The organism is Paracoccus sp. NBH48, assembly GCF_015390265.1.
In the GTDB taxonomy this organism is placed as follows: Bacteria; Pseudomonadota; Alphaproteobacteria; order Rhodobacterales; family Rhodobacteraceae; genus Paracoccus; species Paracoccus marcusii.
Window position 1 is genome coordinate 800,388 of record NZ_VUOJ01000004.1, and the last position, 13,786, is coordinate 814,173.

12 protein-coding genes and 1 pseudogene are annotated in these 13,786 nt (G+C 70.4%); 8 read left to right on the top strand and 5 right to left on the bottom strand.

Going from position 1 to position 13,786, the window contains the following annotated elements; translation table 11 throughout:
• Positions 1-16: 16 nt before the first annotated feature.
• On the bottom strand, positions 17-424 hold the full coding sequence (locus tag F1642_RS10815; protein WP_194886215.1) for a hypothetical protein: 408 nt from the start codon (positions 422-424) through the stop codon (positions 17-19).
• Positions 425-852: 428 nt separating this feature from the next.
• Here F1642_RS10815 and F1642_RS10820 point away from each other — a divergent pair, with 428 nt between their 5' ends.
• Complete coding sequence (locus tag F1642_RS10820; RefSeq protein ID WP_194886216.1) at positions 853-2,082, top strand: argininosuccinate synthase; 1,230 nt, start codon at positions 853-855, stop codon at positions 2,080-2,082.
• On the top strand, positions 2,079-2,615 hold the full coding sequence (mog, locus tag F1642_RS10825; protein WP_194886217.1) for a molybdopterin adenylyltransferase: 537 nt from the start codon (positions 2,079-2,081) through the stop codon (positions 2,613-2,615). The genes F1642_RS10820 and mog overlap by 4 nt, the downstream gene beginning before the upstream one ends.
• A 77-nt stretch (positions 2,616-2,692) precedes the next feature.
• On the opposite strand, the gene F1642_RS10830 is transcribed toward mog, so the two are convergent.
• Positions 2,693-3,412 (bottom strand): LrgB family protein, encoded by a 720-nt coding sequence (locus F1642_RS10830; RefSeq protein WP_045999975.1) that lies wholly within the window; start codon positions 3,410-3,412, stop codon positions 2,693-2,695.
• Positions 3,405-3,785 (bottom strand): CidA/LrgA family protein, encoded by a 381-nt coding sequence (locus F1642_RS10835; RefSeq protein ID WP_045999976.1) that lies wholly within the window; start codon positions 3,783-3,785, stop codon positions 3,405-3,407. Before F1642_RS10835 ends, F1642_RS10830 begins: the two co-directional genes overlap by 8 nt.
• 156 nt (positions 3,786-3,941) lie before the next feature.
• On the opposite strand from F1642_RS10835, the pseudogene F1642_RS10840 reads away from it, so the two are divergent.
• The 4 genes and pseudogenes from F1642_RS10840 to F1642_RS10855 all read left to right on the top strand — a co-directional run bounded on the left by F1642_RS10840 (position 3,942) and on the right by F1642_RS10855 (position 9,884).
• Positions 3,942-7,392 (top strand): annotated as a pseudogene (locus F1642_RS10840) (chromosome segregation SMC family protein).
• A 43-nt stretch (positions 7,393-7,435) separates the two neighbouring features.
• Entirely contained in the window at positions 7,436-7,891 is a 456-nt protein-coding gene (locus F1642_RS10845; RefSeq protein WP_045981051.1) for a RidA family protein, read from the top strand.
• Positions 7,891-8,640 carry a glycerophosphodiester phosphodiesterase family protein gene (locus F1642_RS10850; RefSeq protein WP_045999978.1) on the top strand — a complete coding sequence of 250 codons (750 nt, stop codon included), beginning with the start codon at positions 7,891-7,893 and terminating at the stop codon, positions 8,638-8,640. The genes F1642_RS10845 and F1642_RS10850 overlap by 1 nt, the downstream gene beginning before the upstream one ends.
• A 101-nt stretch (positions 8,641-8,741) precedes the next feature.
• Positions 8,742-9,884, top strand: coding sequence for a GNAT family N-acetyltransferase (locus tag F1642_RS10855; RefSeq protein WP_045999979.1), 1,143 nt, complete (start codon positions 8,742-8,744; stop codon positions 9,882-9,884).
• 75 nt (positions 9,885-9,959) lie between these two features.
• Here the strand turns inward: F1642_RS10855 and F1642_RS10860 are convergent, their stop codons facing one another.
• Entirely contained in the window at positions 9,960-10,445 is a 486-nt protein-coding gene (locus tag F1642_RS10860; protein WP_045999980.1) for a peroxiredoxin, read from the bottom strand.
• A gap of 74 nt (positions 10,446-10,519) precedes the next feature.
• Between F1642_RS10860 and F1642_RS10865 the strand changes: the two genes are divergently transcribed.
• Both F1642_RS10865 and rsmD read left to right on the top strand, forming a co-directional pair.
• On the top strand, positions 10,520-11,722 hold the full coding sequence (locus F1642_RS10865; RefSeq protein ID WP_139598541.1) for an NAD(P)/FAD-dependent oxidoreductase: 1,203 nt from the start codon (positions 10,520-10,522) through the stop codon (positions 11,720-11,722).
• Positions 11,723-11,798: 76 nt separating this feature from the next.
• The gene (gene rsmD, locus F1642_RS10870) at positions 11,799-12,374 is read left to right on the top strand and encodes a 16S rRNA (guanine(966)-N(2))-methyltransferase RsmD (protein ID WP_194886218.1); all 576 of its coding nucleotides are present in this window, start codon (positions 11,799-11,801) and stop codon (positions 12,372-12,374) included.
• Between the two features lie 150 nt (positions 12,375-12,524).
• Here rsmD and F1642_RS10875 read toward each other — a convergent pair whose 3' ends face one another.
• Positions 12,525-13,718 (bottom strand): alanine--glyoxylate aminotransferase family protein, encoded by a 1,194-nt coding sequence (locus tag F1642_RS10875; RefSeq protein ID WP_194886219.1) that lies wholly within the window; start codon positions 13,716-13,718, stop codon positions 12,525-12,527.
• Between the last annotated feature and the right edge of the window lie 68 nt (positions 13,719-13,786).

Consider the following 13,786-nt stretch of genomic DNA (forward strand, 5'->3'; position numbering starts at 1 on the left):
GGCCTGTTGGCAAGGGTCAGCGCAGCGCGCGACCCTCGACGAAATGCCCCCAGAGCGTGGTGATGATCGACAGCGACAGCAGGGTGCCCAGCCAGGCAGCCAGAAGCGTGGCCACCAGCCCCACCAGACCGGGGATCTGCGACGCAAGGTTCAGAATGGTCTGCAGGATCTGGCTGAACACGGCCAGAAGGAGCAGGGTGCCCAGACAGGATTCCGTCCCCTTCCAGCCGGTCGTCAGCGGCTTTGCGGCGCCGATGGCCGCCCCGGCCAGCCCTGTTCCAAGGCGCAGGCCGATGATGGCCACCGCGATCCCGATGATCAGGCTGGCCAGCATGGTGACGTAGATGCTGCCGTTCAACGCCGAGGTCAGCGCCACGATGAGGATCATGGGCATGAAGACGATCAGCATGATGCCGAGGCTCATCCTGACCGCCGCCCAGAAATAGCGCGCCTCGGAACCTCCGAAGCTGCGAAAGACCTGCGGGCGTTCCCCCAGGAGGACGTGACGATGCCAGGATGCAGCCAGGCTGACGAAGGCCCAGCACGAAGGTCGCGACGATCGCCACTGCCACCACTGCGACAATGATCCCGGGCGGATCGCCGACCGCTAGGGCCTGGTGCGCGGCCATCCCGATGCCGATGCCGAGGGCGGCCAGCAACAGCGGCAGAACCGACAGCGTCAGCGCCGCGCCCAGATTGCCGGTCAGCTGCAGAATGGAATGGCGGAGAAGGCGAAAGGCCAGCATCAAATCATTCGTTTGAAATGGCCCAGACCCTAATCGCCGCCGAACCCTTGTGACAACGCGCAAATCGCCGTATTCCCCGCTGAAACTTCGACGAAGGGTTAACCGCATGTCCGACGCGCCGAAAAAAGTCGTCCTCGCCTATTCGGGGGGGCTTGATACCTCGATTATCCTGAAATGGCTGCAGACCGAATACGGCTGCGAGGTGGTGACCTTCACCGCCGATCTGGGCCAGGGCGAGGAGCTGGAGCCCGCGCGCGAAAAGGCGCTGATGCTGGGCATCGCGGCTGAGAACATCCACATCGTCGACGTGCGCGAGGAATTCGTGCGCGACTTCGTCTTCCCGATGTTCCGGGCCAATGCGCTGTACGAGGGGCTGTATCTGCTGGGCACGTCGATCGCGCGGCCGCTGATCTCTCAGCATCTGGTGCGGATCGCGCAGGAATCGGGCGCGGATGCGGTGGCGCATGGCGCGACGGGCAAGGGCAACGATCAGGTCCGGTTCGAGCTGTCGGCCTATGCGCTGGACCCGTCGATCAAGGTGATCGCGCCCTGGCGGGAATGGGACCTGACCAGCCGCACCAAGCTGATCGAGTTCGCCGAGAAGAACCAGATCCCCATCGCCAAGGACAAGCGCGGCGAGGCGCCCTTCAGCGTGGACGCGAACCTGCTGCACACCTCCAGCGAGGGCAAGGCGCTGGAGAACCCTGCCGAGGCCGCGCCCGACTATGTCTATCAGCGCACCGTGAACCCCGAGGACGCGCCCGATCAGCCCGAGTTCATCGAGGTGGCCTTCGAGAAGGGCGATGCGGTGGCGATCAACGGCGAGGCCATGTCGCCCGCCACGATCCTGACCAGGCTGAACGAGCTGGGCGGCCGGCACGGCATCGGCCGTCTGGATTTCGTCGAGAACCGCTTCGTCGGCATGAAATCGCGCGGCATCTACGAGACGCCGGGCGGCACGGTCCTGCTGGAAGCCCATCGCGGGATCGAGCAGATCACGCTCGACAGCGGCGCGGGCCACCTGAAGGATTCGATCATGCCGCGCTATGCGGAGCTGATCTATAACGGGTTCTGGTTCAGCCCCGAGCGCGAGATGCTGCAGGCCCTGATCGACAAGAGCCAGGAGCATGTCACCGGCACGGTGCGGCTGAAGCTCTACAAGGGTCTGGCGACCTGCGTGGGCCGCTGGTCGGATCATTCGCTCTACAGCGAGGCGCATGTGACCTTCGAGGACGATGCCGGCGCCTATGACCAGAAGGACGCGGCGGGCTTCATCCGCCTGAACGCGCTGCGCCTGAAGCTGATCGCGAACCGCAACGCCCGCGTGGCGAAATGACCGCCGGGGCCGCCCGCATCGCCATCGTGACCGTCAGCGACCGCGCGTCGCGCGGCGAGTACGAGGACAAGGGCGGCCCCGGTGCCGAGGCCTGGCTGCGGGGTGTCGTGACCTCGCCCATGGCCATCGACCGCCACATCATCCCCGACGGCCGCGACAGCGTGGCCGCCACCCTGCGCGATCTGGCCGACGGGGGCGCGGACCTGATCCTGGTCACCGGCGGCACCGGCCCCGCGCCGCGCGACCTGACGCCCGAGGCCGTGGCCGACGTGATGGACAAGGAACTGCCCGGCTTCGGAGAGGAGATGCGCCGCGCATCGCTGCGCGAGGTGCCGACCGCCATCCTGTCGCGCCAGACCGCCGCGATCCGCGGCAGGACGCTGATCATCACCATCCCCGGCAAGCCGTCGGCCATCGCCACCTGCCTAGATGCGGTCTTTGCCGCTGTCCCCTACTGCCTGGACCTGATGGGTGCGGCGCACATCGAGACCGATCCTGCGCGGATCCAGGCCTTTCGTCCCAAATCGGCCTGACCGCCCGTAGGTGCCGGCAAAGGGGGTATTTGGACAAAGGAGACTGATTTCTTCTTTGTCCAAATACCCGAAAGCGCCTAGCCGCCGAACAGACGCAGGGCCAGCGGGGCGATGATCGCCGTCAGCACCGCGTTCAGGCCCATGCCGATGCCCGAAAACGCGCCTGCTGTGGCGTTCACCTGGAACGCCCGGGCTGTGCCGATGCCATGCGCGGCGACGCCCACCGCAAATCCGCGCGCGCGCCAGTCGCGAATCTTCATCGCGTTCAGCAGAGGCGTGACCACGATCGCGCCGAAGATGCCCGTCAGCAGAACCAGCGCCGCGGTCAGCGTGGGCTGACCGCCCAGCTGTTCGGCGATGCCGATGGCCACCGGCGCGGTGGTGGATTTCGGTGCAAGCGAGGCCAGGACCGATCCCTCGATCCCGAAGGCGCGGGCGATCAGCAGGGCCGAGACGACCGCGACGCCCGATCCGGCCAGCAACCCTGCCAGCATCGGCCACGCCGCGCGCCGCACGCGGGGCAGGTTGTCATAAAGAGGCAGCGCCAGCGCCACGGTGGCCGGCCCCAGCATAAAATGCACGAACTGCGCGCCGTCGAAATAGGTGGCATAGTCGGTCCCCGTCATCCCCAGCAGCACCGCCAGCAGGATCACCGCGATCAGAACGGGGTTGGCCCAGCTGGCGCGGCCCAGCCTGCGCGACACCGCATCGCCCGCCAGGTACGCGACCAGCGTGGCGGTCAGCCACAACAGCGGCCCCTGCGCCAGATAGGACCAGATCAGGACCGGATCACTCACGCCCCTGGTCCCTCAGGGCGGCGCGTTCTTCGGATCCGGTCAGGCGGGCCACCGCGGTGAAGGCCCAGGCCCCTGCGGCGATGGCCAGCACCGTCGATCCCGTCAGGGCGGCGGCCAGCCCCAGCCCCTGTTCGCGCAGCAGATCCCAGTGGGCCACGATGCCGACGCCCGCAGGCACGAAGAACAGCGACAGATGCGACAAGAGTCCCGTCGCCGTGGGGCGGATCGCCTGCGCCAGGTCGGGGCGCAGGATGAAGGCCGCGACCATCGCGATCAATCCGACCACCGGGCCGGGCAGGGGCAGGCCCAGGCCGCGCGAGGTGATCTCTCCGACCAGCTGGAACGTCAGGATGATGGCAAGGCTGCGGATCATGCCGCCAGAGTAGCGTGCGGCCCCCGGTCACGCCAGTGGCGACGCCGCGCATCTTGTGGATAAGTGTCCCGGCGGGGCGACATCTTGCGGTCCGGTTGACTTGTCCCCCCTGCGGATGGACAATCCGCCAGCCTTTTCGAATCTGGACCCGACCCCTTGCGCTTTGACCGCCTGCGACTGAACGGCTTCAAGAGCTTCGTGGACCCGACCGATCTGGTCATCCGCGAGGGGCTGACGGGTGTGGTCGGGCCGAACGGCTGCGGCAAGTCCAACCTGCTGGAGGCCCTGCGTTGGGTGATGGGCGAAAAACCGCCCCACCGCGATGCGCGGCGAGGGGATGGAGGACGTGATCTTTGCCGGCACCACGCGCCGCAATGCCCGTGCCCATGCCGAGGTTTCGCTGAGCGTCGACAACCGCGACCGTCTGGCGCCCGCGGGCTTCAACGAGGACGATCAGTTCGACATCACCCGTCGCATCACCCGCGACGCGGGCAGCGCCTACAAGATCGCCGGCAAGGACGTGCGGGCGCGCGACGTGCAGATGCTGTTTGCGGATGCCTCGACCGGGGCGCACAGCCCGGCGCTGGTTCGGCAGGGCCAGATCAGCGAGCTGATCAGCGCCAAGCCCAAGTCGCGTCGCCGCATCCTGGAGGAGGCGGCGGGGATCTCGGGGCTTTACGCGCGCCGCCACGAGGCGGAGCTGAAGCTGAACGGGGCCGAAGGCAACCTGACGCGCGTCGACGACACGCTGGACCAGCTGTCCTCCCAGGCCGCGACCCTGGCCCGGCAGGCGCGTGCGGCGGCGAAGTACCGCGAGATCGGCGCCGCGCTGCGGCTGGCCGAGGGGCTGCTGCTGTATCGCCGCTGGTCGGATGCCGAGGCTGCGCGCCTTGCCGCGGCGCAGGCCCTGGCCGAGGCGGTGCGGGCCGCCGGTCAGGCGGGTGCCGCCGCCGATGCCGCCGTCCTGCGGCGGACCGAGACCGAGGCCGCCCTGCCGCCGCTGCGCGAAGAGGAGCAGATCGCCGCCGCCCTGGTCCAGCGGCTGGCCGTGGAGACCGAGGCCCTGGCCGAGGCCGGGCGGCGCGCGACCCAGGCCATCACCGCGCTGTCAGGGCGTCTGGCGCAGCTGGACCGCGACATCGAGCGCGAGCAGGCGCTGAACCGCGATGCCGAGGAGGTCGTGCGCCGCCTGACCTGGGAGGCCGAGCAGCTGCGCGCGGGCGGCGAGGGTCACGACGCGCGGCTGGACGCCGCCACAGCCCAGGCCGAGGCCGCCGCCGAGACGCTGCACGAGGTCGAGGCCCGGCTGGCCGAGCTGACCGACGAATCCGCCCGCCTGGCCGCCCGCCATCAGTCGGCCGAGCGTCTGGCCCATGACCTGCGCACCATGTTCGACCGCGCGGACCGGGCCGCCGCCGAGGCCGCCGAGGCGCTGGCCGCCGCCGATGCCGCCGGAGAGGCCGCGGCCGCCGCGCTGGACCGGGCGGATGCCGCGCAGGATCAGGCCCGCGACCGCACCGAGGCCGCCGAGGATGCGCTGGCCGAGGCCGAGGCCGGGCGCGCCGCGCTGGAGACCCGCGAGGCCGCCGCCCGTCAGGCGCGTGCCGCCGCCGAGGGCGAGGCCGCGGCCTTGGCCGCCGAACGCACCGCCCTGCAGCGGCTGGTCGATCGCGGGCGCTCCGGGGGGGCCACGCTTCTGGATCAGGTGGCCGTCGCGCGGGGGCACGAGGCCGCATTCGGGGCCGCCCTGGGCGACGATCTGCGCGCGGGCGTGGGCGGCGACGGGTCGGGCTGGCACGACCTGCCGGGCTGGGACGATCCGCAGCCCTTGCCCGACGGCGCCGTGCCGCTGGCACCGCATGTGCGCGGCCCGGATCTGCTAGCGCGGCGGCTGTCGCAGACGGGGCTGGTGCTGGACGCGGGGCAGGGGGCCGCGCTGCAACCGATGCTGTCGGCGGGACAGCGGCTGGTGACGCCCGAGGGCGATCTGTTCCGGTGGGACGGGCTGCGGGTGATGGCGGGGCAGGCGCTGTCCTCGGCCGCGCTGCATCTGCAGAAGGTCAACGAGCTGGCCCATGTGACCGAACAGGCCGAGCGTGCCGAGGCCCGCGCCGAGGAGGCTCGCGAGACCCATGAGGCAGCCCGCGCCGATCTGGCCCAGGCCGCCGAGGTCGAGAAATCGGCCCGCGATGCGCGCCGCGAGGCCGAGCGCCTGCTGTCCGAGGCTGCGCGCGCCGCGACGCGGGCGGAATCCGATCTGGCCATGGCCTCCAGCCGCGCCGACGGGGCGCGGGCGGAGCTGGCGCGCCACCGCGCCGATGCCGCCGACGCCCAAGGCCGCCTGACCGAGGCGGAGGCGCAACTGGCCGCGCTGCCCGACCGCGGCGACGCCGCGGCGGCTGTGGAACATGCCCGCACCGGCGTCGAAGGCGCGCGCATCGCCACGATGACCCGCCGCGCCGCGCTGGACGAATTGCGCCGCGAGGGGCAGGCCCGCACCAAGCGTCTGCAGGAGATCGCCAAGGAGGAATCGGGCTGGCGGCTGCGCCTGGAGCAGGCCGGAACGCGTGCGGCCGAGCTGTCCGCCCGCCGCGAGGCCACCGCCGATGAGTTGGCCGAGGCGCAGGACCAGCCCGCCATCCTGGCCGAGCAGGAGGAGGCGCTGGTCACGCGCGGGGTGCAGCTGGAGACGCGGCTGACGGCGGCCCGCGCCGCGCTGACCTCCGCCGAGGACGCCGCCCGCGCCGCCGCCCTGGCCGAGCGCGAGACAGAGCGGCAGGCAGGCGAGGCCCGCGAGGCCCGCGCCGCGCGCGAGGCCCGCCAGGAGGCCGCCCGCGAGGCCGAGGCCCTGGCCCGCGCCCGCATCCGCGAGGAGACCGAGCAGAGCCCCGACCAGCTGCGCGCGGGCTTGGGCGAGATCGACCTGACCGCCCCCGTCGACCGGCTGGAACAGGAGATCGCCCGCCTGCGCGGCGCGCGCGAGGCCCTGGGCGCGGTCAACCTGCGCGCCGACGAGGACAAGCGCGCCTTGGAGGCCGAGCGCGACGGTCTGGCCGCCGAGAAGACCGACCTGGAGGCCGCCATCGCGAAACTCCGCGCCGGGATCGGCAGCCTGAACCGCGAGGGGCGCGAGCGCCTTCTGGCCGCGTTCGAGACGGTGAACGCCAATTTCGCCACCCTGTTCACGACGCTTTTCGGGGGCGGCGAGGCGCGCCTGGTGATGGTCGAATCCGACGACCCGCTGGATGCGGGGCTTGAGATCATGTGCCAGCCGCCCGGCAAGCGGCTGTCGACACTGAGTCTTTTGTCCGGGGGCGAACAGACGCTGACCGCGATGGCGCTGATCTTTGCGGTGTTCTTGGCCAATCCCGCGCCGATCTGCGTGCTGGACGAGGTCGACGCGCCGCTGGACGATGCCAATGTCAGCCGATTCTGCGACCTTCTGGACGAGATGACCCGCCGGACCGACACGCGGTTCCTGATCATCACCCACCATGCGGTGACGATGGGCCGGATGGACCGGCTGTTCGGCGTCACCATGGTCGAGCAGGGCGTCAGCCAGCTGGTCAGCGTGGACCTGAAACGCGCCGAGGCTCTGGTCGCCTGACGCGACCCGCGCTAGGGTCCGGGCGAAACCAAGCGAGGATCCCATGAGCGTCGAACAGACCTTGGCCGAAAAAGGCATCACCCTTCCCGCAGCACCCATGCCGGCGGCGAACTATGTCCCCTTCGTGCAGACCGGCAACCTGGTCTTCATCTCGGGGCAGATCAGCGCGGACGACAATGGGCTGATCACCGGCAAGCTGGGCGACACGACCAGCCTGGAGGACGGCGCCGCCGCCGCACGCCGCTGCGGGCTGGCGCTGATCGCGCAGCTGAAGGCCGCGATCGGCAACCTGGACCGCGTGACGCGGGTGGTCAAGCTGACCGGTTTCGTGAACTCGACCCCCGACTTCACCGATCAGCCCAAGGTCATCAACGGCTGTTCCGACCTGATGGTCGAGGTCTTCGGAGAGGCCGGGCGTCATTCGCGCGCCGCGGTGTCCGCGCCCTCGCTGCCCTTCGGCGTCGCGGTCGAGATCGAAGCCGTCTTCGAGGTCCGCTGATGCTGGACCCGCGCTTTCTGACCGTGCCGATCACCCATCGCGGCCTGCATGGCGCGGGGGTTCCCGAAAACAGCCTGGCCGCAGCCCGCGCCGCGATCGAGGCGGGCTACGGCATCGAATGCGACATCCAGCCCGGCCCGGACGGAGAGCCGCTGGTCTTTCACGACTATCGGCTGAAGCGGCTGACCGGGGCCGAGGGCGTGATCGGCGCGACCGACGCGCAGACGCTGGCCGGCCTGCGCCTCCTGGGCACGGACGAGCCGGTGCCGACCTTGGCCCGGTTCCTTGACCTGGTCGCGGGCCAGGTGCCGCTGCTGATCGAGATCAAGGACCAGGACGGCGCCTGTGGGCCAGATGTCGGCCCGCTGTCCACGCGCGTGGCCAAGGTGCTGGCAGGCTATGACGGGCCGGTGGCGGTCATGTCCTTCAACCCGCACATGATCGCGGCCTTCCGCGCCGCGGCTCCGGACGTGCCGGTGGGCTTGACCACCTGCGCCTTTCCCGAGGGCGACTGGCCGCAGGTCGCGCCCGCCCGACGCGAGGAGCTGGCGCAGATTCGCGATTTCGATGCGGTGGGGGCGTGCTTCATTTCGCATGACAAGGGCGATCTGGACAATCCGCGCGTCGATGCGCTGCGCGCACAGGGCGTTCCGGTGCTGACCTGGACCATCCGCAGCGCCGCCGAGGAGGAGGCCGCCCGCCGCGTCGCCACGAACATCACCTTCGAAGGCTATCGCGCGGCGATCTGACGCCCTTTCGCTGCACAAATACCCAAGGGGCGCCGACCTGCGGCGCCCCGCGACACCGGCGGGCCCTGACAAGCCGCGCCCCGCACCCTATCTTCCGGGGCATGACCGACATGATGACCCTGACCACCCATCCCTCGATCGCCGCCATCGACCCAGAGGACTGGGACGCTCTGGGCGACGGCAATCCCTTTACCACGCACCGCTTCCTGTCCGCGCTGGAGCAGTCCCGATCCGTGGGCACCGGCACGGGGTGGCAGCCGCTGCACCTGACGCTGGAACGCGACGGGCAGACCGTCGCCGCGGCGCCGCTTTATGCCAAGTCGCACAGCCAGGGCGAATACATCTTCGACCATGCCTGGGCGCAGGCCTATGTGCGTGCGGGCGGGCGCTATTATCCCAAGCTGCAATGCGCGGTGCCCTTCACCCCCGCCACCGGCGCGCGCCTGCTGGCCCGCGACGACGAGGCCCGCGCGGGCCTTCTGGCGGGTCTGATGCAGGTGGCCGAGCGGCTTGACGTGTCGGGGGCGCATGTCACCTTCTGCACCGAGCACGAGGCCGATCTGGGCGAGGCGGCGGGGTTCCTGCCGCGCGTGACGCAGCAGTATCATTGGCTGAACCGCGGCTATGCCAGCTATGACGATTTTCTGGGAGCACTGTCCTCGCGCAAGCGCAAGGATCTGCGCAAGGAGCGTGCCCGCGCGCAGGCGTTCGGCGGTACGATCCGGCACCTGACCGGCGACGACTTGAGGCCGCATCACTGGGACGCGTTCTGGGAATTCTATCAGGACACCGGGGCGCGCAAATGGGGGCAGCCCTATCTGACCCGCGCCTTCTTCGACCGCATCCAGGACACGATGCGCGACGACATCCTGCTGGTGCTGGCGGAGGTCGACGGCCGGCCCATCGCGGGGGCGCTGAACTTCCTGGGGCCGGACGCGATCTATGGCCGCTACTGGGGCTGCGTGGCCGACCACGCCTTTTTGCATTTCGAGCTGTGCTATCACCAGGCCATCGACCATGCGATCGCGCATGGGCTGGGCCGGGTCGAGGCGGGGGCGCAGGGGGATCACAAGCTGGCGCGGGGATACGAGCCGGTGCCGATCCATTCGCTGCACTGGGTGCGCGATCCGGGCTTCCTGCGCGCGCTGGAAAACTATCTGGATCAGGAACGCGACGCGATGGGCGCCGAGATCGAGGCGCTGGCCGAGTTCACCCCCTTCCGCAAGGGCGATCTGTCTCCGTGAGCGGGCCCTTGCGTCCCGCGAAGGGCCGGGGGGCCAGCCCCCCGGGCCCCCAGGTGTCGTGCCATGGGTCTGCGGTCAGACCTTTTCCAGCAGGGCCTCTCCGGCGCTGACGCTGCAGGTGCCGGGGCTGTCCTCGACATCCATGGATTTGACCACGCCGTCCTGGACATAGGCCGCAAAGCGCTTGCAGCGGCCGAAGAAGCCGACCGGAGGGGCGGTGAAGTCCAGGCCGAGGGCCTTGGTCATGCTGCCGTCGGCATCGGCCAGGACCTCGATCCCGGCCTCGGTCGCGCCGGTCTGATCGGCCCAGGCCTTGGCCACGAAGGGATCGTTCACGGTGATGCAGACGATGCGTGAGACGCCCTTGGCGCGGAACGCGTCGGCGCTGCGCACGAAGCTGGGCATATGCGCGTTCGTGCAGGTACCGGTGAAGGCGCCCGGCAGGCCGAACAGGGCGACCTTGCCCTGCATCAGGTCGGCGGTGTCGACGGTCTCGGGGCCGGCCTCGCCCACGCGCAGCAATTGGCCCTGGGGCAGCTTGTCCCCGGCGGTGATGGTCATCGCATTCTCCTGAATTGCAACGGATTCGCGGCGACTATAGGGTGCCTCCGGTGAACAGACCAGAGAGGCGGCAGATGCGCATCGTGATCGTGGGCGGGGGGCAGGCGGCAGCGTCGATGGCGGCGCGGCTGCGGGCCAAGGGCCACGAGGGACCGCTGACGGTGATCGGAAACGAGCCCGCCGCCCCCTATCAGCGCCCGCCCTTGTCCAAGGCCTATCTGCTGGGCCAGATGGGGCTGGACCGCCTGACGCTACGCGCGCCCGAATGGTGGCGCGACCAGGGGATCGCGCTGCACCTGTCGGAAACCGCGCTGTCCATCGACAGGGCGGGGCAGGTCCTGACGACCGATCGGGGCACGTATTCCTATGACGCGCTGGCGCTGACCACGGGCGCGGCGCCGCGGCGCCTGCCCGCGGCGATGGGCGGCGACCTGCCCGGCACGCATGTGATCCGCAGCCTGGCCGATGTCGACGCGTTGGCACCGCAGATGCGCGAGGGGCGGCGCCTGGTGGTGATCGGCGGTGGATATATTGGACTGGAGGCGGCGGCGGTGGCGCGCAAGCTGGGCCTGGAGGTCACGCTGATAGAGGCGGCACCGCGCATCCTGGGCCGGGTCGCGGCCGCCCAGACCGCGGACCTGATCCGCGCGCTGCACCGGGCGCATGGCGTCACCATCCTGGAAGGCACGGGGATCAGCCGCATCACCGGGGACGACCGGGCGACCGGGGTCGCGTTGACCGACGGCCGGCAGATCGACGCGGATCTGGTGATCATGGGCATCGGCGTGCTGCCGGAAACCGCGCTTGCCGGCGCGGCGGGGCTGGATCTGGACAACGGCATCGCGACCGACCTGCACGGCCGCACGTCGGATCCGTTAATCTGGGCCGCAGGCGATTGCGCCAGCACGCCCTGGCAGGGCGGGCGGCTGCGGTTGGAAAGCGTTGGCGGGGCGATCGACATGGCGGAATGCGTGGCCGACAACATGCTGGGGCTGACGCGGGACTATGTGCCCAAGGCATGGTTCTGGTCGGATCAGTTCGATGCCAAGTTGCAGATCGCGGGTTTGAATACGGGTCATGATCAGGTCGTCACGCGGGTGGGGCAGGGCGATCACGCCGCATCGGTCTGGTATTACCGGCAGGGGACCCTGATCGCGGTCGATGCGCTGAACGACGCCCGCGCCTACATGATTGGCAAGCGCCTGATCGAGGGCGGGATCAGTCCGGACCCGGCGGTGATATCGACCGTCGCGGACCTCAAGGCGCTGATGGCATGACCGGGTCCGGTTCGCAGATCGGCCCAGGGGGGAGCGGGGGGCAGGATGCCCCCCGCCGCCACCGCGGGACGCCATCATGAGGATCGTCGGCGGCACGCTGCGCGGTCTGAAGCTGGCAGACCTGGGTGCAGGCGATCCGGCGGCGCATCTCCGCCCCACGACTGATCGCGTCCGCGAGGCGATCTTCAACCTGCTGATCAATGGCACGCACGGCAATCCACTGCCGGCGGCGCGCGTGCTAGACCTGTTCGCCGGGACCGGGGCGCTGGGGCTGGAGGCGTTGTCGCGCGGCGCTGCCCACGCGACCCTAGTCGATGACGGCGCCCGCGCCCATGCCCTGATGCGGCAGAACATCACCAAGGCCAGGGTGCAGGACAAAGCCAGCCTGCTGCGCCGCGATGCGACCAGGCTGGGGCGGCACGAAGGGCCGACGTTCGACGTCGTGTTCCTTGATCCGCCCTATGGCCAGGGACGCGGAGAGATCGCACTGGCCTCTGCCATGCAGGGCGGCTGGATCGGCGCGGGGGCATGGATCATCTGGGAGGAATCGCGCCTGCCGATGCTGCCAGCAGGGGTCACGCTGCTGGACCGGCGCAACTATGGCGATACGGTGGTGACCTTGGCGCGCGTCGCAGGCAACGAAGCTGCGTAAAAGCCACCTTTTGGTGCCGTATCCAACCTGAGGCGAACGCCCGTCATCTGCACGCAGTCGCACCGGTCCGAACGGTCGACCGCCGCGCGTGGCGCCTGACGGCGCGGGGCCGTTCGGTGGCGCCGGGCCTGCCTTCGGCGGCCCGGCGCGTCAGTGCCGGCCGCTGCCGGCGGTTCCTGCCGAACGGGCGATGCTGGCCGCTGCCGCCTCCAATGCGCCGGTGCCGTGCGGGATGCCAAGGGCGGTCAGCCCGGCCTCGATCGCGCCAAGCGTGCCCAGCAGGACGCCCGCGTTGCTGTGGCCCATATGCGCGATGCGCAGCGCACCCGACGGGTCGGGCGCGCCCAGGCCCACGCCCAGTGTCACCCCGCATTCGCGCGTCACCCAAGCCCGCAGCGCGTCGGCCCCGGGCAGCGTCACCGCGGTCACCGAACAGGCGCGGGCGGCGGGATCGGCCACCGACAGGCGGATGCTGCCGCCGACCGACCAGGCGTCGACGGCGGCCCAGGTGGCGCGGGCAAGGCGGTCGTGGCGCGCCCAGGTGGCCTCCAGCCCCTCTTCGTCCAGGATCATCGTCAGCGCCTCGGACAGGGCGAAGATCTGCTGGACGGGCGGCGTGCCGCCCCACCAGCGCCACAGCGCGTCCGACCCCGCGCGCAGGTGCCAGTCCCACCACGGAGACGTCAGCGACGTCCGCCCGCGCGCCGCCGCCCGGTCGGAAAACCACACGAAGACCGTGCCGGGCGGGCACATCAACCCCTTCTGGCTGGCGGCGATCAGCACGTCGACGCCCCAGTCGTCCATCCGCATCGGCGCGCAGCCCAAAGACGCGATGGCATCCACGACCAGCAGCGCCGGGTGATCGCCCATCGCTGTCCGGATCGCGCGGATGTCGGCCAGGGTCGCGCTGGCCGTGTCGGTCTGGCACACCATCACGGCGCGGATGCGGCCCTGCGGGTCCTGGGCCAGGCGGGCCGCCAGGCGCGCGGGATCGGGGGCCAGCGCGCCGAAGTCCAGCCGCTCGACCGTGACGCCCAGACCTTCGGTCATCTCGGCCCAGGACCGGCCGAAATGGCCGCTGGTCAGCACCAGCGCCAGGTCGCCGGGGGCGAACATGTTGGCCGACGCCGCCTCCCAGCCGGCATGGCCGTTGCCGATATAGGGCGCCAGGTTTGCCCGCGTCCCCGCCAGGCGCTTCAGGTGGGCCATGACCTGCAGGTTCACCTGCGCCAGATCGTCGGCATAGATGTCCGGCGAGGCGCGGTGCGCCGCGTTCAGCACGCGGGCCGGCACCGGCGAGGGTCCGGGAATGGCAATCAGGTCGGGTCCGGGGGCAAGGCTCATCGCAAGCGTTCCTTCACATCGTGCAAGATCGGTACGGCCACACCCCGTCCGCGTCAACGGGGGGTGGC